The organism is Tenacibaculum sp. SM2510 (assembly GCF_057002845.1).
Genome location: NZ_CP192703.1, coordinates 525,261 through 544,896, shown reverse-complemented (window position 1 = coordinate 544,896; position 19,636 = coordinate 525,261). Strand labels below are relative to the sequence as shown.

Here is a 19,636-nt window from a genome sequence, read left to right as displayed (position 1 = left end):
AATAATTAATTTAAAAGTTCATTTTCTTTTATTCTAAAACAACGTTCTTTACCTAAATACAACGGATTTCCATGTTTTTCAGACCAAAAGCCATCTAAAACATCTTTAGATATACAGCGATAAACAACAACACCTTTATAAGTGTTTTTATCAATTCCTTGATATTTAAAATTAATAACCAAGATGTTATCATTAAAAAAACCGGTTCCAACTTGCGCTTGCTCATCATTAATAAGCCAATCAGCAATAATTCGATTATTAACATCCAAACTTAAAGATAGTACACCTTTGTAGGTGTGTTCTTCGGCGTCTTGATTGTTACCGATAATGTTATAAGCTCCAACTAAATCTTGAACTGTCATTGATTTTAAAAAAATAATATTGAATTATGAATAGTGTATTGTTTAATAAATTATTCAATCATCTTTTTTACACTACCACATTTAAGCATAGCATCGCCAAAATAAGGGTTTAGAACTTTCTCTTCTTTACTTAACCAATATGCACCTTTATCGCTATTTGCCATAGGACAAAATTGACTATACACTTTCTCGTTTATTCCAAAAGTTTCAATAGCACTTATTAAGTTTAATGACAAGCTATTCAAGTAATTTCTTTGCATCTTAATATCAGTAGCTTTAAAAATCATGTTAAGAGCTGTTTTAATTTCCTTTTCAAAAGACATCCATTTTATATGTGCATCGTTTTTTTTAAGTAGCTTCATATCAACCTTGGTTAAATTAGCGATCGTCTTTTTTGTAGCAATAGTAGCAGTATTAAAATCATCTTTAATTAAAGCGTCTTTTAGTTCAATATAATTATTTAAAACAATTTTTAATTGTTCTTGAAATTTAACAGGTACTTTAAGTCGCTCATTTTTTGTGATGTTTAATATATTTGTTTCTTGATGCTTTTCATGATCAGCAGTTGTTTTATTCATCATCGATTTTTTGCCTTGTAATTGTGCAGAAGCATCAACAGTAAATGTACCATTGGTTACAATTTCGTTTCCGTTTACGAGCCCATCAACAACCTCATATTGTTTGCCTAATTGTTTACCTATTGTAATTTCTTTCATTTCGAAAATTGGCTCATTAGGGTTTGTTTTTAAATACACCACAGAGCGTTCTCCAGTCCATAATACTGCCGATGTAGGAATCATTAAAAGTTGTTTCTTTTTAGAGGTTGCACTCTTAATATTTCCTTCAACAAACATTCCTGTTTTAAACTCTCGATTTTTGTTATTTAAAACTACTCGAAGTTTAACTGTTCTTGTCCTAGCGTTTAATGTAGGGTCTATAAAAGCTACTTTATTTTTATTCTTTTTATTTGGATAAGCATTGGTGGTAACCGTAATATCTTGCCCTTTTTTAAATAACGAGATTTCATTCTCATACACATCAAATAAAGCCCAAACGGTATTTAAGTTTGTTATTTTTAATAAAGTTTGCCCTTGTTTCACATAGTCGCCTTGTGCTACTAGTTTTTCAGACACAGTACCTGAAACGTTTGCATATATAGGAAGATTCGTTGCTACTTTTTGCGATGTTTCAATTTGATTAATTTGATTTTCAGAAATTTTCCAAAGTTTTAATTTATTACGCACAGCTTTATACAATTCAGGTTGTGACTCTTTTAGTGTTGAAGCTGTTATTAACTCTTGTTGGGCTGCAAATAATTCAGGTGAATAAATAGTAGCTAATAGTTGTCCTTTTTTTACTTCTTCTCCTATTGAGCTAATATTTAAACGTTCTATTCTTCCTGAAAAATAACTCGCTTGTATTACGTTTGCATCTTCATTTTCGCCAACCTTTCCTGTTAATTTAAATATAGCGTCTTCATTAAGACTATTACCAACAACTGATGTTTGAATATTAGCCAACGCCATGGCGTTTTTAGTTAATTTAAACTCATCAGCATTTAATCCTTCTGCACTTGTTTCAGCAGGAATTAAATCCATACCACAAATAGGGCAGTCGCCAGCTTCGGGTTGCATAATTTGTGGATGCATAGAGCAGGTCCACTTTTGGTTCGTTTCTTTAGCTGATTGAGAATGATTATGAGAAGTATCTTTATTAGGTGAATTACCAAATAATAACCACCCAAATAATAATCCTATTACTAATACCCCTATATAAATTATATATTTTTTCATTACAGTAATTTTTTATTTACTTAATTTTAAAATTCTTATTGCTCCTTGAATTACAAACACAAATACAATGATTCCTGTTATTAAATCAGGAATACCAGAGTTAGACCAATTTACTAATAGACCCGCTATTATTATTCCAATGTTTATGATAACATCATTAGAGGTAAAAATCATACTTGCTCTCATATGTGCATCATTACTTTTTGATTTTTGTAAAATGTAAAGGCAAATACCATTTGCTATTAAGGCAAAAACAGACACTGTAATCATTGTAGAGAAGATTGGCAGTCTTTCAAAACCTATAAATCTTCGTACAACCTCTATAAGGCCTATGGTAGCAAGTAATATTTGAAAATAACCAGCATATTTTGCGATGCGTTTCTTTTTTAAAACTGTGCCTCCAACAGCAAAAATACTTAATCCGTACACAAAAGAATCTGCAAGCATGTCTAAGCTATCTGCAACTAAACCCATCGATTTTGAAATAATACCGGTATACATTTCTATTAAAAAAAATAAAAAGTTTATTAAGAGAACAGTCCATAAAATTTTTGACTGACTCGTTTTGGATTCATTGAGAGTAATGCTTGTTTTTTCTGAACTAATTTTATGTTCTTTTAGATTTAAGTCCTTTATCGCTTCTTCGATATAGGTGGCATTATTTGTGTGAAATATTGTTAAAATTCTATCTTTTAAGTTAAAATCAAGTTGTTTAATACCATCAATATCAGATAACTTCATTTTAATCAGGTTTTCCTCTGAAGGACAATCCATTTTTGATATTTTAAAGATAGTTTTATTCATTTTAAAATATATTTAATAGCATTAATAATGTCATTACAATCATAATTGTATTTTCTATAAACGTTGCTTCTGTCATCGGTAATTTTAAAGCGGTTCCTAAACAAGCACATTGTATTGATTTTTTATCTAATAATGTTTTTGTTACCCCAATTGTTGTTATTCCTAATACAACAAGCGTAATGATTAAAGCGATGTTTACTTCAAATCTCATCAAGAGCATTAAACCTAAAACGGTTTCGATAAAAGGATAAATCCATCCATAAATAGGAATACGTTTTGCTAAAGGGTCATACATTTTAAAAGATTCGGGAAATCCTTTTAAGTCTAACATTTTAAAAAAGCTAAATACAATGTAAAATAAACCCATAAAATCGAGCATAAATTCACTCCAGCTCCAATTTTTATAATGTAATAATACACTTGCAACGGTGATATAAAACAAGATAAGCAACAATGGTTTTAGTTGTTGGATTTTCGTTTTTTCTCCTTCAGTTGTAAAGCTTGAAGGTTGAGAAGAAACTAAGTGCTTTTCATCTTCTTTCATTGAAATAGTATATTTAGAAGGCAATGCTTTTTGTAATTGATCTATAGCGATATGGCTACTCATGCTAACTTCTACTTCTCCTTTTTCAAGATTAACAACAGCCGATGTTACTTCTTCTAAAGCGTTTAAACTTTTTTCAACAGATGCTTTACAACCGCCGCAGGTCATTTTAGATACGATATATGTGTGCTTCATTTTTATTAATTTTTAAGTTGATAACAAAATTACAGCTTCATGATTTTATCTGTTTTCACAATTAGGTTTTATTTAGATACAATTTGGTCATGTTCTTGTCGGTTCCATTCTTGTAAATTTTTATAATTACTCATCGACATTCCTATTACAGTTTTAAATTGCCTCGCTAAATGACTACTCGATTTATAATTAAGACTATAGGCTATTTCAGAAAAATTTAATTGCCCAAGTTGTATCATCTCTTTTATTTTTTCAATTCTGAGAAGTATTTCATATTTCTCAATAGTAACACCTTCACTTTTACTAAACGCTTTACTTAAAATAGCATAATTTTTATTAAAACGTTTTGATAAAAACTGAGTTAAATTTTCTGTACTATTAGAAGTTATTTTTTTAACAAGTGCAATTTTTATGGCTTCAATTAATGCTTTTGATTCTTTTTTAATGATTTCAAAACCATGTAATTTTAAAACCGTTTCTAGTTTTGCTAGTTTTTTATAATCATCAGTTTTAACAAACTCTACTTGACCTAATTCAATATGGTTTACATCAAGCCCCAACATATTAAATTCATATAAAACTGTTGAAATGCAACGATTACAAACCATGTTTTTAATGTGTAGAGTTTGATTCATTCCTTTATGTTTTAGAATTTATAATTAATGCTTGTGTCCGTTAGCGTTATGGTCTTCTTTTTTCACGTAATTCATTCCACATTTTGGGCATTCACCTTCTATATCGCTTCCGCTACCTTCACAATGCATTGGGCAAATATATGCAGAGGTATGTTCTTTTCCTTTCTTTTCTACTTGTTCGGTTTCGGTATTTTTAATCTCTTTTTTTGCATTTTTACACGAAACGGTTGTTAGCATAAGAACTAATATAAATACTCCTAAAATTGTTTTTATTAATTTTGCCATGATATTTCTATTTTTAAATTTATTTTTTGTTTAATAAAATCATTTTAATTGATTTAAATATTTAAGAATACGCTGTTTTTCAACTCCTGATAATGATGCGTTTTTATGAATGAAAGTATATGAACTTAAAGGCATTTTGTTATTTTCAATTTGTTTAATCATTGATTCAATTTTACTCGATTTTCTTCGATTTGATAACAAATTCCATTTACTAAAGTTCAATTCATCTTTTCCATTTTTAACATGATTATCCAAAAACCAAGCAACAGGTTGTATTTTACTATACCAAGGATAATTTGTGTTATTACTGTGGCAATCGTAACAAGATACTTGCAATTTTTTTTTAATGTCGTTAGGCACGTTATTAACCAGTATAAAATCGGTTATTGGTATAACGTCACTTTGGTTACGTTCTGTGGGCACAAATTGTATGCCCACAAAAACGACCAGTATAATAATTGTTATGATTTTAACAATTTTCATTTAGTTAATTTCTTTTTGAACTTTACCACAAGTTAACATTTTGCTTCCGTAATAAGGGTTTTTAACATCTTTACTCATGCTTAACCAAGCACTACCTCCGTCATACATTGGGCAAAATTGCTCGTATAAAGTATTTTCTGTACCAGTAATTGCAACCATATCTGTAACATCTTTACTTAATATTTTGAAATGCTCTCTTTGATGTGCCATTGGGCTTACTGAAATATGTTCAGCGTGTTCTACTGCATCTTCGATGATTTCATTTAATGCTGTTTGTTGCTCTTCTGTATATTTAGAAACGTCTAAATTCCCTAAACTTTTTTTCAATACAATTCCAAATTCTTTTGCTTTGTTTTCATCATCACCTACCAAAACATCTTTTAGGTTGAAGTAATCTTTTAAAATTATTTCTGAACTTCCATCTTGATTGGTATTCAAGGATATGTTCTCTTTTTTATAGTTTTTATTTTTTTTGTAATCCATTCCACATTTTGGACATTTACCTTCCATGTCGCTCCCGCTACCTTCACAATGCATTGGGCAAATATATGCAGAGGTATGTTCTTTGCCTTTCTTTTCTACTTGTTCTGTTTCGGTAGTTTTAGTCTCTTTTTTTGCATCTTTACAAGCTATTGTTGTTAGCATAATACCTAATACGAATACTCCTAAAATTGTTTTTACTGTTTTCATTTTAAATTGATTTTATAGTTATTAAATAATTGAATTTTAATTTGTTAAATAGTTAATAATTGTAGTTTGTAAATAATATTTTTTGATGGATTCTATTTGATTTATTTGAAACTTTAATTGTAGTTCTTGAATGTCTAAAACATCTTTAAAATTTATTGTTCCCGTTTCGTAGCTTCTTACTAAAATCGTTTCAGCATTTTTAGCTTGTTTTAAGTTTTTAGTTTGTGTTTTATAACTAATTCTTGCAGAGATTCTATCCTTTAAAGCTTTGTCTAAAATTGTTTCTAAACTATTGAACCGTTCTTGTTTTTGAGCCTCTATTTCTTGTTGCTGCAGTTTGTTTTGCTTACTTTTTGATTTGTATTTCTTGTTGAAAATTGGAATAGAAATAGAAACCATTGGCATAATAATATCTTTTCCGTTGTCATTAAAGTTCATGTCTGTGCGCTTTTCAACGTTTATATAATCCAACCCAAAACCAATCATTGGACTACTTTCCTTTTGATTCAATAATTCCGATTTTTCTATAGATTGATACAACTTATCATACTTTAATAACTCAGGATGTAATGCTAAATTTTTAGAATTTATTTCAAAATCTTCAGAAGGTAAATTCAATTTATTTATAACATTAATTTTAATCGCTTTATTCTGATTTAATAGTTTATTAAATTTAGTTTGTTCAGCCAAAAATTGTTGCTTTAATATTTCTAATAATTGTTGCATTTCATTCTGACGCATTTGCAATCGCAATACATCTACTACAGATGCTTTACCAATTTCAACAGATGTTAAGGCTAATATTTCGTATGTTTTAAGTAGTTTAATATTTTCTATTAAAATATACTGTTTTGCTTTATTAGCATATAAATCATAATAGGATTGTGAGACCGAAGAAATTAGTTTTCTTTTAGCTATTACAATATCTTCAAATTTAACATCAGCCAAAGTACTTACATAATTTTCTCTAGCAGTGATGTTTCCAAACCAAGGTAACATTTGTTTTGCTGAAATCTTAAAACGTTGAGCTCCTGTTCTTGTTTCTGGCTCACTAATAAAATACCCAACACCAAACTCAGTATTAGGTAATGTATTTACTTCATTTACTTTTTCGGAAGCAATAGAATATTGCAATTCAAACTTTTGAATTTCCGGATTATTATCTAAAGCTTTATTAATATAGGTTTCTAATTCTTGACTTTGAGTATTTAGAACAAAGAAAAAAGAACCAAGAAGCAAGACAGCTTTGTGTATAATGTATATATTTTTCATGGTATATTTTTTAATCTATTTTAGAAGCTCTTTTTTTCTCTAATCTCTTTAATTTTATCTCTTCTCTCCAGCTATATAAAACAGGAACAATAAAATACGAGGTAACATCAATTACCATTCCTCCAAAAATAGGAATTGCCATGGGTATCATAATATCACTTCCTTTTCCTGTAGATGTTAGTACAGGTAATAATGCCAAAATTGTAGTTACGGTAGTCATTAAACACGGACGAATACGTTTCTCGGCAGCATGCAAAGCAGCAACTCTAATACTCTTTTTATCTGAAGGTTTCTCACGTATAAAAGTTTGTGTTAGATAGGTTGCCATCACCACGCCATCATCTGTAGCAATCCCAAATAAAGCAATAAAACCTACCCAAACAGCCACACTTAAATTAATGGTTTTCATATTGAAAAGCTCCCGCATATTCTCGCCAAAGAGATTAAAATTAAAAAACCAATCTTGGCCATATAACCAAATCATAATAAAACCACCTGCAAAAGCAACGGTAATTCCTGTAAACACCATTAATGATGTGGTTACAGATTTAAACTGAAAATAGAGGATTAAAAAGATGATGGCTAATGCTAACGGAACCACCACAGATAATGTTTTTTCTGCCCGTAACTGATTCTCGTAAGTTCCTGTAAATTTATAACTGATCCCTTTTGGGACTATTAATTCTCCTGAGTCTATTTTTTGTTGAAATAAGGCTTGTGCATTTTCAACAACATCTACTTCTGCAAAACCATCTATTTTATCAAACAAAACATAACCAACTAAAAAAGTGTCTTCACTTTTAATAACTTGCGGACCTTGCTCATAACGAATCGTAGCCAATTCACTTAAAGGAACCGGATTTCCTTTTTCTACAGGAATATAAATATCTTTTATATTTTCGGGATTACCACGTAGCTCTCTAGGGTAGCGAACACGAACAGCATAACGCTCTCTGCCTTCAACTGTTTGTGTTAGAGCCATACCACCAATGGCAACTTTTAAGACACTTTGTACATCTTCAATAGAAATTCCGTAACGCGCTATTTTTTCTCTGTTAATATCAATTAATAGATAAGGTTTACCAACAATTCTATCAGCAAAAACAGCTTCTACTTTAACACCTTCAGCTTGTTTTAAAAGACTTTCTAGTTGCAAACCAAAAGCCTCAATTTGTTTTAAATCTTGTCCTTTTACTTTAATTCCCATAGGTGCTCGCATACCAGTTTGTAGCATGACTAATCGTGTTTCTATAGGTTGTAGTTTTGGAGCAGAAGTAACTCCTGGTAATTTGGTAACTCTTACAATTTCATTCCAAATATCATCTGGATTCTTAATTTCTGGTCGCCAATTACGATAGTATTCTCCATCATTATCTTCGATAAGTTGATCGTTTTTCACATTGAGCGCAGTCGAAATGTTTGTCGCTTTCTTCTCGACTGCGCTCGAACTGATAACTAGATTTTTATTATGGACTAATCTCCCGTCTTTCAATTCAAAAAAACCATCCGAATTCACTTTATAACGCTGTCTTTTTCCTTTGGCATTTCGCATGTATTCTGATTTATACTGAATCACGTTTTCATACATCGATAAAGGAGCTGGATCTAAAGCAGATGCTGTTCTACCTGCTTTTCCTACTACAGTTTTAATTTCTGGAATGGTAGCAACAGCCATGTCTAATTGTTGCAATACACGTTTATTTTCTTCTACGCCAGAATGTGGTAAAGAAGTAGGCATCAGTAAAAAAGAACCTTCATTTAAAGAAGGCATAAATTCTTTACCAGTATTATTCATTATCCAAGCACCTGAAATAAGAACGGCTGTTGGAATGATTAAAAACAATAATTTGTTAGCTAAAGCCCATCTTAATATTTGTCCGTAATAGATTCTTAAAACAGAAAATACTCCTAAAATTCCGAAGCAAATAATAGCAACAAAGACAAGGTTAATTAAAATGCTACGATCGAAACCTAAAGGTCTCCAATATTCTGCAAGCAGAAACACAATAGCTGCTGAAGAAATTATGATGTTTGTAAGGTTAACTTTTTTTGTGTCTAATTTTCCTAGAACACCAAGTAAACCTGTAACTCCGAAAGCAATTACAACAATACCTAACCAATTACCACTTATAATAACTGCAAATCCTGCAATAATTAATGCTCCATTTATAATATGTTTAAACGAATTTTTAAGTGTTGTTTTTCTGAATAAATACGCTGCAAATGGTGGTATTAAAAACAAAGCAATCACTAGAGAAGCTGCTAAGGCCATTGTTTTTGTAAAAGCTAAAGGTCTAAAAAGTTTTCCTTCGGCACCAATCATTGTAAATACTGGTACAAAACTTATAATGGTTGTTAAAACAGCTGTTAAGATAGCGCCTGAAACTTCTGATGTAGCATTATAAACTACTTCGTTTATTGTATATGTTGTACCGTCTTTACGAAGACGTAATTTTTTATCATCGAGATGACGAATCATATTTTCGGCAAGTATGACGCCGACATCTACCATCGTTCCAATAGCAATTGCAATACCTGATAATGCCACAATATTAGCATCAACATTAAATAGTTTCATGGTAATAAAAACCATTAAAATAGCAACAGGTAACAATCCAGAAATTAATAAAGAGGCTCTTAAGTTAAAAACCATCACAATAATTACTAAAATGGTAATCAATATTTCTAATATCAATGCTTCGTTAAGGGTATCTAAGGTTTCTTCAATAAGTTCAGTTCGGTCGTAAAAAGGAACAACTGTTAATTGAGAGGTGCGTCCGTCTGCCAATACTTTAGTAGGTAAACCACCTTTTAGTTCTGCTATTTTTTCTTTTACATTGGTAATTACTTCCATCGGGTTGGCTCCGTATCTAGCCACTACAACACCTCCAACAACTTCTGCACCTTCTTTATCTAATAAGCCTCTTCTAGTTGCTGGACCTAAAGATACTTTAGCAATATCTTTAATTTTAATGGCGGTATAATCTTCGGATGTAACCACTGCATTTTCAATATCTTCAACTGATTTTACGTATCCTAAACCACGTACTAAATATTCAACTTGATTGATTTCTAAAGTCTGTGCTCCAATATCTTGATTACTACTTTTAACAGCTTTTACAACTTGATTTAAACCAATATTGTATTGACGCATTAATTCTGGGTTTACATCAATTTGGTATTCCTGCACATAGCCACCAATAGAGGCAACTTCTGAAACGCCACTTGCAGATGATAAGGCATATTTAACATAGTAGTCTTGTATACTTCTAAGTTCGTGTAAATCCCAACCACCAGTAACATTACCTTTTTCATCACGTCCTTCTAGTGTATACCAATAAATCTGACCTAACCCTGTGGCATCAGGTCCTAATGCAGGGTTTACGCCGTCTGGTAATAAATTATTTGGTAGTGAATTTAGTTTCTCTAAAATTCGACTACGGCTCCAGTAAAACTCAATGTCCTCTTCAAAAATAATGTAGATACTAGAAAAACCAAACATAGACGAACTACGAATCGTTTTTACGCCAGGAATACCGAGTAGGGAAGTGGTTAAAGGATACGTAATTTGATCTTCAATATCTTGAGGAGATCGACCATCCCATTTGGTAAATACAATTTGCTGGTTTTCACCAATATCAGGAATCGCATCTACAGCAACAGGATTGCTTGGTAAAAAACCAATATTCCAATTAAAAGGTGCATTTACAATACCCCATCCTATAAAAAGAGCCAGTAATAATACTGCTACGAGTTTATTTTCTATTAGAAACTTAATGCTTTTATTTAGCATATACTTAATATTTAAAATAATTAAACAATGGTATTTATGAGAATACCGAATACTAGAAATTACCCTAATGAAAAAATCATAGGACAATATAGTTTATTGTTTTAATACTTAAATTAAGTATGTCTCGTCTAGTTTAAATAATTCTTTTGTAACGAGTGGTGGTTTGTATGCTTCAAAAGGTGAAACATCTTTATTCAAACCTTTAAAAAGGTTAATGTATGTATATAAAAAAGAAGTAATAAATTGTTGTTGCTCAAAGGTAAGAGAATCAAAAGATGCTTGTAAGTTATCTTTAGCTTCAAAAGCAATTTGTTTGTCGTTACAACAATTCTTTTTTGTAAGAGAACACTCTTTAATAGGTGCTTTCTGCAATTCCATCCCACATGTTTTTGCTTTGTGAAATATAGCAGTATCTACTAAAGTATCGCCACAAAAATGCATATCTATAGTAAATGACATTGTAGATAGTAACACTACAAAAGCCATTAATAATGACATTATTTTATGGAATATTTGTTTCATATTAATTGCAAATATACTAAACGTTTATTAAATAGTATATTAATAAAAACTTAAAAGGTGAAAAAGTAAGATTATTACTTCCCAATACAAAAGTTACCAAATATATGCCCTAAAATATCTTTGTCAACATCATATTCACCAGTAATGTTTCCTAAGTGACGTAAACACTCACGAATATCTATAGAAAACAAATCGGTAGAAATTTCTAAATCAATTCCCTGTTGCACAGACGTAATAGCGGTTAAAGCATTATTTAAAGCTTCGAAATGACGGGAGTTGGTAACAATAGTTTCATTATTACTCAAGGCTCCGGTATTTACTAAAGAAGTTAATTCTGCCTTTAGCTCATCAATACCTGTTTTTTGTTTTGCAGAAAGTAAAATTAGGTTTTCAATTTCTGATTGTAAAACAGCGGAATCATGACAAGATAATGTGTCAATTTTATTAGCAATAACTAATAAGCGTTTGTTAGGAAAACGTTTTTGTATTGTTTCTATTTCTTGCAAAAATTCTTCACCAGAATGAGAAAATTTATTAGAATCGATTAAAAAGATAATCAATTGTGCGTTTTCTGCTTTTTCGTATGCTTTTTTAATTCCGATGTTTTCAACAACATCTTTAGTTTCTCTAATCCCTGCAGTATCTATAAAACGAAAAGCAACACCGTTTATAATTAATTCGTCTTCAATAGCATCACGAGTAGTACCCGCAATATCAGATACAATGGCTTTTTCTTCGTTTAAAAGTGTGTTTAGTAAAGTTGATTTACCAACATTAGGTTCTCCTATAATTGCTACGGGAATTCCGTTTTTCATAGCATTTCCAAAAGCAAAAGAATCGATTAATCGCTTTAATACAAAAGTGATTTTAGCAACTAATTGCTTAAATTTTGTTCTATCAGCAAATTCAACATCTTCACCAGAAAAATCTAATTCTAGTTCTATTAAAGCAGCAAAATCTAATAACTGTACACGTAGTTCTTTTAATTCATTGGTAATTCCGCCACGCATTTGTTGAATAGCCATTTGATGACTAGCAGCAGAGTTTGATGCAATTACATCGGCCACAGCTTCCGCTTGCGATAAATCCATTTTTCCGTTTAAGAAAGCACGCATGGTAAACTCACCATTATCTGCCATTCTACAGCCATTCTTTAAAAACAACTGAATGATTTCTTGTTGAATAAAAACAGATCCGTGACATGAAATTTCTACTACATTTTCACCAGTATAAGAACGCGGATTTTTAAAAACAGAGACTAAAACCTCATCTAAAATAATTGTATTATCAACAATATGGCCTAAATGAATGGTATGTGTTTTCTGATTCAATAAAGACTTTTTATTGGTTACAGATTTAAAAAAACTATCAACAATAGTAATAGCATTTTCTCCTGAAAGTCTAATAACAGCAATAGCTCCAACACCAGATGGAGTTGCCATAGCAATAATTGTATCGTTTTGAATCATAGCACAAAAGTAAAGTTTAGGTACAAATTTTAAAAATTAAATTGCTTTTCTTATAAAATCTTCATATTCGTAAAAAAACAACTCAAATTGTGCCATGTTTTCAACATAAAACTCAAAACAATCTCTCCAAGTATCTTTGTTGTGAATGCTAAATTTTTTATCAAAAGGAACATATATACGACGAATAATTTTTCGATTGTCTAATTCAAAATTATCGTGATAAATTACTTCTGGTAAATATTCTGTTTCTAAAATGGTTTTTAACGATAATAACTGATCATACAGTAATTCATTAGCAACTTCATCTAAATGTTCAAAGTCTAAACAGACAGATGCTTTTTTACGATCTGCTTGAAATTTAAAAGCAAATCCTTTTATTTTAGTGTTGTATAACAACCATTTTCTAGGGAATGATTTTCCGAAGCTTGTCCAAAATTCTTTACGTAATTGAGCTGATTCTTCTTTACTAAACATTATCCGTGTATTTTAGCACTAGTTCCGCGATTTTTCATCATTTCAGCTTCAAAAGCAACCAAAGCTTCCCACTTTTCATCAACAATCTTTCTATCTTGATATTTACGAGCAAAACCTAAAAAAACAGTATAATGATTGGCTTCAGAAATCATTAAATCATTATAAAATTTAGACAATTCTTCATCCTCCATATTTTCAGAAAAAACTTTAAAACGTTCACAACTCCTAGCTTCAATTAAAGCAGCAATTAATAAACGTTGTACCAATGCGTTAGTTCTGTCTTTTGTTTTGGTAAAGAATTTTTGTAGTTGAATAGCATAATCGTTCTTTTGCTCTCTTCCTAAAACCATTCCGCGTTTTACCATAAAATCATGAACCATTTTAAAATGTTCCATTTCTTCAATAGCAATTTCACTCATACTTTGTACAAGCTCCGTTTCTTCAGAGTAATTTATAATTATAGAAACTGCGTTTGAAGCCGCTTTTTGCTCTAAAAAGGCGTGGTCTGTTAATATTTGTTGTAAGTTATCTTTAGCAATATCTGCCCAAGAGGTTTTGGTTTCGAATTGTAATCCTAACATATTCTAAATTCATTTTTCGTTTGCAAAATTAAGGATTATTAAAGTTAAGAGCGTAGCAGACTCCTTTTTTTTACTTAAAACATGTAGGTTTTTAATTTCTAGTTAATTGATTTACTAAAAAAGTAAAAGTTTCTTAAGTATTTTTTATAAAAAACGTAAATTTGAAGCACTTCAAAAAAAATGCTATGAAAAAAAATATAAAACTAATTGCTTTAGTTTTACTGGTGCTTATTGTAAATGCTTGTAAAAAAACAACAGAAAAAGAAAGTAATGTAAATGCTTACAGTGAGTATGTTGCTGTTTTTCCAGAAAACGTAGTTTCTATTACACCAAAAATCGATTTTCTTTTAAAGAAACATATAAAAGATGCTACAATTACTAACGATATAATTACGGTTACACCAAATGTTAAAGGATTGGTAACATTAAATAACAATGTGGTTTCCTTTGTGCCAGATGTAAAACTAGAAAGCAATAAAGAATATAAAATAACACTTCACTTATCAAAATTATATGATGACATTGACGATGCTTTAAGAGATTTTACGGTTAATGTAAAAACAAAAGAGTTGTTTTTTAATGTGGCTTTACAATCTCCAACAGTATATAGTAAAGATTGGTATTTTGTTGAAGGTGTTTTAACGGCAAGTGATGTTCTTGAAAAAGAAAAATTATCAGAAATAGTAAAGATAAAGTATAAAGGGAGTAAAGCAAAAGTAAAGTTTCAAACCTTCGAGAAGTTAGCCTCTAAAGTATATTTTAAAATAGATAGTTTACAACGATTTGTAGATGATGAAAACTTAAAAGTATCTTGGATTGGTGATGCTATAAAATCAACTTCAAAAGGTGAACGTGAATTAACGATAACAGGAAAAAATAATTTTAAAGTTTTAAATGTAGAAGTTGCTAATACGGATAAACAACGAATAGAAATTAGTTTTTCTGATCCAATAAAAAAAGCACAAAATTTAAAAGGTTTAATTCAGTTTACAAATACTCAAAAAAGAAAATTCACCTATAAAATCACCAACAATATAGTAACTATTTATCCGCAATCATCTTTTAAGGATAAGGTAAATATCGAAATATTTAAAGGAATTAAAAACACAGAAAATTATCCTTTAAAAAAAGCGTATAGTAAAACATTACATTTTCAACAATTAAAACCTTTAGTAAGTTTTATAAAAAGCGGAACGATATTACCGAATTCAAAAAATCTTAAAATTAATTTTAAAGCAGTTAATCTAAAAGCTGTCGATGTAACGGTATTTAAAATTTATAAAGAAAATGTATTACAGTTTTTGCAAAATAATAATTTAGGTAACCAAGGTAATTTGCGTTATGTAGGGCGCCCTGAAGCTAAGTACACCGTAAACCTTACCAATCAAGGAGTCGATTTAACCAAAGAGAATGCTTTTTCTATAGATTTGGCTGAATTTTTAACAATTGAAGATGGGGCAATGTATCGAGTTGATTTTTCTTTTAACCAACAATACTCTAACTATTCATGTGATGAAACTGCTAATAATAACACGATAGTTTATGGTAAAAAAGAAATAGACTTAAAACAATACGATAACCCTAGTTATTATAACAACAGTTATTATAGCTACCGCTGGAATGAAAGAGATAATCCGTGTTCAACATCTTATTACTATAATAAAAACAAGAGCACTAATATTTTAGCTACCAATTTAGGAGCAATCGTAAAAAAAGGTAATAACAATACAACTTTTATTGCGGTAACTAATTTATTAACAACCGAACCAGTTTTTGACGCTAAAGTAACGTTGCACAATTTACAACAGCAGCCTATTGTAAATGTAAAAACAGATAAAGACGGAATTGCTAATTTCGAAGGAATTAAAAAAGCTTTTTTTGCTGTAGTTACAAAAGATAAAAATACTACTTACATTAAATTGAATGACGGAAACTCACTTTCTATGAGTAAGTTTGATGTTTCTGGAACAAAATTACAAAAAGGAATTAAAGGATATATTTATGGCGAACGTGGTGTTTGGCGACCAGGCGATCCCTTATTTTTAACTTTTGTGCTAAATGATAATGCGAATCCGATACCAGAAAATCACCCTATTAAATTTGAGTTGTTAAATCCGCAAGGAAAAATTATAGAAAGAAAAGTACTTTTTAAAAACAGCAATAATGTGTATGCTTATGCTCCGAAAACGAATCAAGATGCTATTACCGGAAATTGGAAAGTAAGAGTAAGCGTTGGGGGTGCCGTTTTTAATAAAACACTTAAAATAGAAACAATAAAACCAAATCGTTTAAAAATAAAACTAAAAACCGAAGCCGATTTTATAAAAGCTGATACACCAATTGAAGGAGATGTGGATGTAAAATGGTTACATGGAGCGATTGCTAGAGATTTAAAATTAGACATTAACGGGAAGTTCACCCAATCGAAAACAGAATTTTCAAAATTCAAAAATTATAATTTTGATGATGTTACGCGTAGGTTTGGTACAGAAGAGTTTAAAGTATTAAAAGGAACTTTAAATAACGAAGGAAGAACAAGTTTTTCTGTAAAACCAAGGTTAGATAAAAAAGCTCCTGGAATGTTAAAAGCGAGCTTTATAACCAAAGTTTATGAAAATGGTGGTGATTTTAGTACGGATGTTTTTTCTAAAAAAGTATCTCCTTACAAAACCTATGTAGGATTACTAAATGCAGCTGAACAACAATCTAAAAATTATTTATTTACGAATGAAAAATATACATTTAACGTAGCAACAGTTACTGAAAACGGAGTAGGAGTAGCGAATGATTTAGAAGTAAAGGTTTATAAATTATCATGGCGTTGGTGGTGGAGTACTGCTGATAACGGACTTTCTAGTTACGATGGTACACGTCATCATCAAACCTATAAAACACTACAAGTAAAAACAAACGCTAGTGGTAAAGGTTCATTCGATTTAAAAGTAAGTGAAAACGATTGGGGACGTTACCTTATAAAAGTAACCGATAAGAAAAGTAGACACATTACTTCTAACATTGCTTATTTCGATTGGCCATCTTGGTACGGAAAGAAAAAAGGAAGTCAAGATAAAACGAATGCCACGATGTTGGTTTTTACTACAGATAAAGAATCGTATGAAATAAATGAAACAGCTACGGTAAAATTCCCGTCTTCTGAAGAAGGAAGAGCTTTAATTACAATTGAAAACGGAACCGAAGTACTAAATCACTTTTGGGTAACAACAACAGCAAAACAAACGGAATTTAAATTCCCAGTATTAGCAAATTATACACCCAATGTATTTGTAAATATCTCGTTATTACAAAAACACAGTCAAACTGCAAACGATTTACCAATTCGCATGTATGGTTCTATACCAATGTTGGTAAACGATCCTGCAACGAAATTAGCACCTGAAATTCAGTTAGCAGACGAGTTAAGACCTGAATCAATCGCTAATATTAAAGTAAAAGAGAAAAACGGAAAAGCAATGACCTATACAATTGCTTTGGTTGATGATGGATTGTTAGATTTAACGCGTTTTAAAACTCCAAATCCTTGGAATACCTTTTACGCACGTCAATCATTAGGTGTAAAAACTTGGGATGTTTTTGATGATGTAATTGGCGCCTATGGCGGAAAAGTAAATCAGATATTAAGTATTGGTGGTGATGAAGCCGAAGCGGGAAGTAAAAATAAAAAAGCCAATCGTTTTAAACCAATGGTAACCTATTTGGGACCGTTTAACTTAGCAAAAGGAGATACCAAACAGCACGAAATTAAAATTCCAAAATACGTAGGTTCAGTGCGTGCAATGGTCGTTGCTACAGATGCTAAAAATGACGCATACGGAAGTGATGAAAAAACAGCTTTTGTTCGTAAACCCGTAATGATTTTAGCTTCATTACCACGTAAAATTACACCACAGGAAACCGTTACACTTCCTGTAACTGTATTTGCGATGTTACCTTCAGTAAAAAAGGTGAAAATTACAGTGCAACCAAACGAATCATTTACAATTGTAGGTGATAAGACTCAAACTTTATCATTTAATGAACCAGATGAAAAGATGGCTTATTTTACGTTAAAAGTAAATGATTTTAAAGGAATAGGGAAAGTAAAAATTGATGCCGTTTCTGGTCGTGAAAGAGCATCCTACGAAGTAGAAATAGATGTTTTAAATCCGAATCCTGTAACCACAGAAGTAAAAGATTTGGTATTAAAGTCAAACGAGACAAAGGAGCTTAATTTTACCACCTTTGGTACAAAAGGAACTAATACAGCAAGTATCGAATTATCTACATTGCCACCAATGAATTTTACCAAACGTATGGGGTATTTAATTCAATATCCACATGGTTGTGTAGAACAAACAACTTCTAGTGCTTTTCCGCAGTTATATTTAGCAGAAATTTTTGAATTATCCGAAGAAAAAAAACAAGATATAGAACGAAATATAAAAGCAACAATTCAGCGTTTATCAGATTTTCAGGTATCAAACGGCGGATTGTCATATTGGCAAGGAAATGGAAATGCGAATAGTTGGGGAACATCATATGCAGGTCATTTTATGATTGAAGCTGCTAAAAAAGGATATGCTTTACCAATTGGTTTTAAATCGAAATGGATAGGTTACCAAAAACAACAAGCACGTAATTGGCGAAATAATTCAACCTACTATAACAATGCTTTATCACAAGCATACAGACTGTATACATTAAGCTTAGCAAACAGTGCAGATATTGCTTCGATGAATCGTTTACGAGAAACAAAAGGAATTTCTAACGAAGCAAAAATGCGATTGGCAAGTGCCTATGCGTTGATTGGTAAACAGTCGATAGCAAAAGGAATTTTAGAGGGTTTAACGGCAAATGATTATAATAAACGACGCTATTCTAATTACGGATCTGAAACTCGTAATAAAGCCATGGCGTTAGCTACTTATACATTGTTAAAAGAAGAAACAAAAGCCATTAAGTTAGCGAAAGAAATAGCTGAAAGTTTATCTAGCAATACATGGATGAGCACACAAACAACTGCTTATAGTTTATTAGCGATGAGTAAATATGCGCTTCAAAATGGTGGGAGTACAGGAATTAATGCGAGTTATACTTTAAATGAAAACTCAAAAAACATTGAAATATCAAAAGCATTGTATGCCGAGGATATTGATGATATTACTAAAGAAAACACTTTTAAAATAGCGAATAAAAGTGGCGGAGTTTTGTATGTACGTGTTTTTAACAAAGGAATTTTACCTGTTGGAGAAGAGAAAGTATTTCAGAATAATTTTGAAACAACAATTATTTACAAAACAAAAGACGGCAATCGTATAATGCCTGATAATTTATCGCAAGGAACCAATTTTGTTGCAGAAGTCACAGTGAAAAATAGTACAAACGATACTGTAGAAAATGTAGCATTAACACAGTTTATTCCTTCTGGATGGGAAATTATTAATACTCGTTTTACTGACTTCGGAAACAATACAACATCATCTCAGGTAGATTTTACTGATATTCGTGATGCAAGTATTAGTAATTATTTTACACTTAAAAAGTATGAGAATAAAACATTTAGAGTGCTATTAAATGCTTCGTATTTAGGAACCTATTATTTACCAGGCGTGCAAGTAGAGGCGATGTATGACAATGATTATATTGCCAGAACAAAAGGCGAATGGATTAAAGTAGTGAAGTAGAAATTAGGTTTTAAAACACTTATATAGAAGTAAGCTAAAAATAGCCAAAGAAA

General features: G+C 30.8%; 15 protein-coding genes. 1 reads left to right on the top strand and 14 read right to left on the bottom strand.

Annotated features, from left to right (window positions below; genetic code table 11):
* Positions 1–5: 5 nt before the first annotated feature.
* The 14 genes from ACQ629_RS02345 to ACQ629_RS02280 form a co-directional block, all read right to left on the bottom strand.
* The gene (locus ACQ629_RS02345) at positions 6–362 is read right to left on the bottom strand and encodes a hypothetical protein (RefSeq protein WP_483706355.1); all 357 of its coding nucleotides are present in this window, start codon (positions 360–362) and stop codon (positions 6–8) included.
* Between the two features lie 50 nt (positions 363–412).
* The gene (locus tag ACQ629_RS02340) at positions 413–2,155 is read right to left on the bottom strand and encodes an efflux RND transporter periplasmic adaptor subunit (RefSeq protein ID WP_483706354.1); all 1,743 of its coding nucleotides are present in this window, start codon (positions 2,153–2,155) and stop codon (positions 413–415) included.
* 12 nt (positions 2,156–2,167) lie between these two features.
* Positions 2,168–2,959 carry a cation efflux transmembrane domain-containing protein gene (locus tag ACQ629_RS02335; RefSeq protein ID WP_483706353.1) on the bottom strand — a complete coding sequence of 264 codons (792 nt, stop codon included), beginning with the start codon at positions 2,957–2,959 and terminating at the stop codon, positions 2,168–2,170.
* Between the two features lies 1 nt (position 2,960).
* On the bottom strand, positions 2,961–3,698 hold the full coding sequence (locus tag ACQ629_RS02330; protein WP_483706352.1) for a heavy-metal-associated domain-containing protein: 738 nt from the start codon (positions 3,696–3,698) through the stop codon (positions 2,961–2,963).
* A 68-nt stretch (positions 3,699–3,766) separates the two neighbouring features.
* Positions 3,767–4,333 (bottom strand): helix-turn-helix domain-containing protein, encoded by a 567-nt coding sequence (locus ACQ629_RS02325; protein ID WP_483706351.1) that lies wholly within the window; start codon positions 4,331–4,333, stop codon positions 3,767–3,769.
* Positions 4,334–4,357: 24 nt separating this feature from the next.
* A complete protein-coding gene (locus tag ACQ629_RS02320; RefSeq protein WP_218772402.1) occupies positions 4,358–4,618 on the bottom strand; it encodes a heavy metal-binding domain-containing protein in 261 nt (86 codons plus the stop codon).
* 39 nt (positions 4,619–4,657) lie between these two features.
* Complete coding sequence (locus ACQ629_RS02315) at positions 4,658–5,101, bottom strand: heme-binding domain-containing protein (RefSeq protein ID WP_483706350.1); 444 nt, start codon at positions 5,099–5,101, stop codon at positions 4,658–4,660.
* Positions 5,102–5,791 carry a DUF3347 domain-containing protein gene (locus ACQ629_RS02310; RefSeq protein ID WP_483706349.1) on the bottom strand — a complete coding sequence of 230 codons (690 nt, stop codon included), beginning with the start codon at positions 5,789–5,791 and terminating at the stop codon, positions 5,102–5,104.
* A gap of 36 nt (positions 5,792–5,827) precedes the next feature.
* On the bottom strand, positions 5,828–7,063 hold the full coding sequence (locus ACQ629_RS02305; protein ID WP_483706348.1) for a TolC family protein: 1,236 nt from the start codon (positions 7,061–7,063) through the stop codon (positions 5,828–5,830).
* 10 nt (positions 7,064–7,073) lie between these two features.
* Positions 7,074–10,856: an efflux RND transporter permease subunit gene (locus tag ACQ629_RS02300; protein ID WP_483706347.1), complete on the bottom strand. Its 3,783-nt coding sequence runs from the start codon at positions 10,854–10,856 to the stop codon at positions 7,074–7,076.
* Positions 10,857–10,964: 108 nt separating this feature from the next.
* Positions 10,965–11,378: an HYC_CC_PP family protein gene (locus ACQ629_RS02295; protein ID WP_483706346.1), complete on the bottom strand. Its 414-nt coding sequence runs from the start codon at positions 11,376–11,378 to the stop codon at positions 10,965–10,967.
* A gap of 74 nt (positions 11,379–11,452) precedes the next feature.
* Positions 11,453–12,847, bottom strand: a complete 1,395-nt coding sequence (gene mnmE, locus ACQ629_RS02290) for a tRNA uridine-5-carboxymethylaminomethyl(34) synthesis GTPase MnmE (protein WP_483706345.1) — start codon at positions 12,845–12,847, stop codon at positions 11,453–11,455.
* 36 nt (positions 12,848–12,883) lie between these two features.
* Entirely contained in the window at positions 12,884–13,321 is a 438-nt protein-coding gene (locus ACQ629_RS02285) for a DUF4268 domain-containing protein (protein WP_483706344.1), read from the bottom strand.
* On the bottom strand, positions 13,321–13,902 hold the full coding sequence (locus ACQ629_RS02280; protein WP_483706343.1) for a MiaE family protein: 582 nt from the start codon (positions 13,900–13,902) through the stop codon (positions 13,321–13,323). The genes ACQ629_RS02285 and ACQ629_RS02280 overlap by 1 nt, the downstream gene beginning before the upstream one ends.
* Positions 13,903–14,087: 185 nt before the next feature.
* Between ACQ629_RS02280 and ACQ629_RS02275 the strand changes: the two genes are divergently transcribed.
* Positions 14,088–19,583: an alpha-2-macroglobulin family protein gene (locus ACQ629_RS02275; RefSeq protein WP_483706342.1), complete on the top strand. Its 5,496-nt coding sequence runs from the start codon at positions 14,088–14,090 to the stop codon at positions 19,581–19,583.
* Positions 19,584–19,636: the final 53 nt, after the last annotated feature.

Excerpts from the sequence above, each read along its gene's own strand:
- ACQ629_RS02325 (WP_483706351.1), bottom strand. The coding sequence starts at position 4,333 with ATGAATCAAACTCTACACATTAAAAACATGGTTTGTAATCGTTGCATT.
- ACQ629_RS02300 (WP_483706347.1), bottom strand. The coding sequence starts at position 10,856 with ATGCTAAATAAAAGCATTAAGTTTCTAATAGAAAATAAACTCGTAGCA.
- ACQ629_RS02330 (WP_483706352.1), bottom strand. The coding sequence starts at position 3,698 with ATGAAGCACACATATATCGTATCTAAAATGACCTGCGGCGGTTGTAAA.
- ACQ629_RS02345 (WP_483706355.1), bottom strand. The coding sequence starts at position 362 with ATGACAGTTCAAGATTTAGTTGGAGCTTATAACATTATCGGTAACAAT.
- ACQ629_RS02280 (WP_483706343.1), bottom strand. The coding sequence starts at position 13,902 with ATGTTAGGATTACAATTCGAAACCAAAACCTCTTGGGCAGATATTGCT.
- mnmE (WP_483706345.1), bottom strand. The coding sequence starts at position 12,847 with ATGATTCAAAACGATACAATTATTGCTATGGCAACTCCATCTGGTGTT.
- ACQ629_RS02335 (WP_483706353.1), bottom strand. The coding sequence starts at position 2,959 with ATGAATAAAACTATCTTTAAAATATCAAAAATGGATTGTCCTTCAGAG.
- ACQ629_RS02315 (WP_483706350.1), bottom strand. The coding sequence starts at position 5,101 with ATGAAAATTGTTAAAATCATAACAATTATTATACTGGTCGTTTTTGTG.
- ACQ629_RS02305 (WP_483706348.1), bottom strand. The coding sequence starts at position 7,063 with ATGAAAAATATATACATTATACACAAAGCTGTCTTGCTTCTTGGTTCT.
- ACQ629_RS02285 (WP_483706344.1), bottom strand. The coding sequence starts at position 13,321 with ATGTTTAGTAAAGAAGAATCAGCTCAATTACGTAAAGAATTTTGGACA.
- ACQ629_RS02295 (WP_483706346.1), bottom strand. The coding sequence starts at position 11,378 with ATGAAACAAATATTCCATAAAATAATGTCATTATTAATGGCTTTTGTA.
- ACQ629_RS02310 (WP_483706349.1), bottom strand. The coding sequence starts at position 5,791 with ATGAAAACAGTAAAAACAATTTTAGGAGTATTCGTATTAGGTATTATG.
- ACQ629_RS02275 (WP_483706342.1), top strand. The coding sequence starts at position 14,088 with ATGAAAAAAAATATAAAACTAATTGCTTTAGTTTTACTGGTGCTTATT.
- ACQ629_RS02340 (WP_483706354.1), bottom strand. The coding sequence starts at position 2,155 with ATGAAAAAATATATAATTTATATAGGGGTATTAGTAATAGGATTATTA.
- ACQ629_RS02320 (WP_218772402.1), bottom strand. The coding sequence starts at position 4,618 with ATGGCAAAATTAATAAAAACAATTTTAGGAGTATTTATATTAGTTCTT.